Origin of the sequence: Roseivirga sp. UBA838 (assembly GCF_002296035.1) — a bacterium.
Classification (GTDB): Bacteria; Bacteroidota; Bacteroidia; order Cytophagales; family Cyclobacteriaceae; genus Roseivirga; species Roseivirga thermotolerans.
The window spans coordinates 34,059-34,435 of sequence record NZ_DBHC01000039.1; positions in this window are offsets into that span (position 1 = coordinate 34,059).

The following is a 377-nucleotide window of genomic DNA, read 5'->3' on the forward strand; positions in this document are numbered from 1 at the left end:
TTAGGGGCTTCAAATGCCCATCAGCATTTTACATCATAAATCTGATGAATGAGGCGAATAAGGTTAGACGCCTTCGGGAGATAATGAGGCAATCGTGAAGACTTTTTCTATCCCGAGGTACCGAGGGATCAGCCAAGTGGTCAAGCCGGGTAGATCTTTCGGCAAGCTCAAGATGAAAAGTTCTTACGGATTAGTATCTCCAATAGCCCATCAGCATTTTACATCATAAATCTGATGAATGAGGCGAACAAGGTTAGACGCCTTCGGGAGATATTGAGGCAATCGTGAGCAGGTCTTTTCCATCCCGAGGTATCGAGGGATCAGTCAATTGATCAGGCCGGATAGATATTTCAGCAAGCTCAAGATGAAAAGCTCTA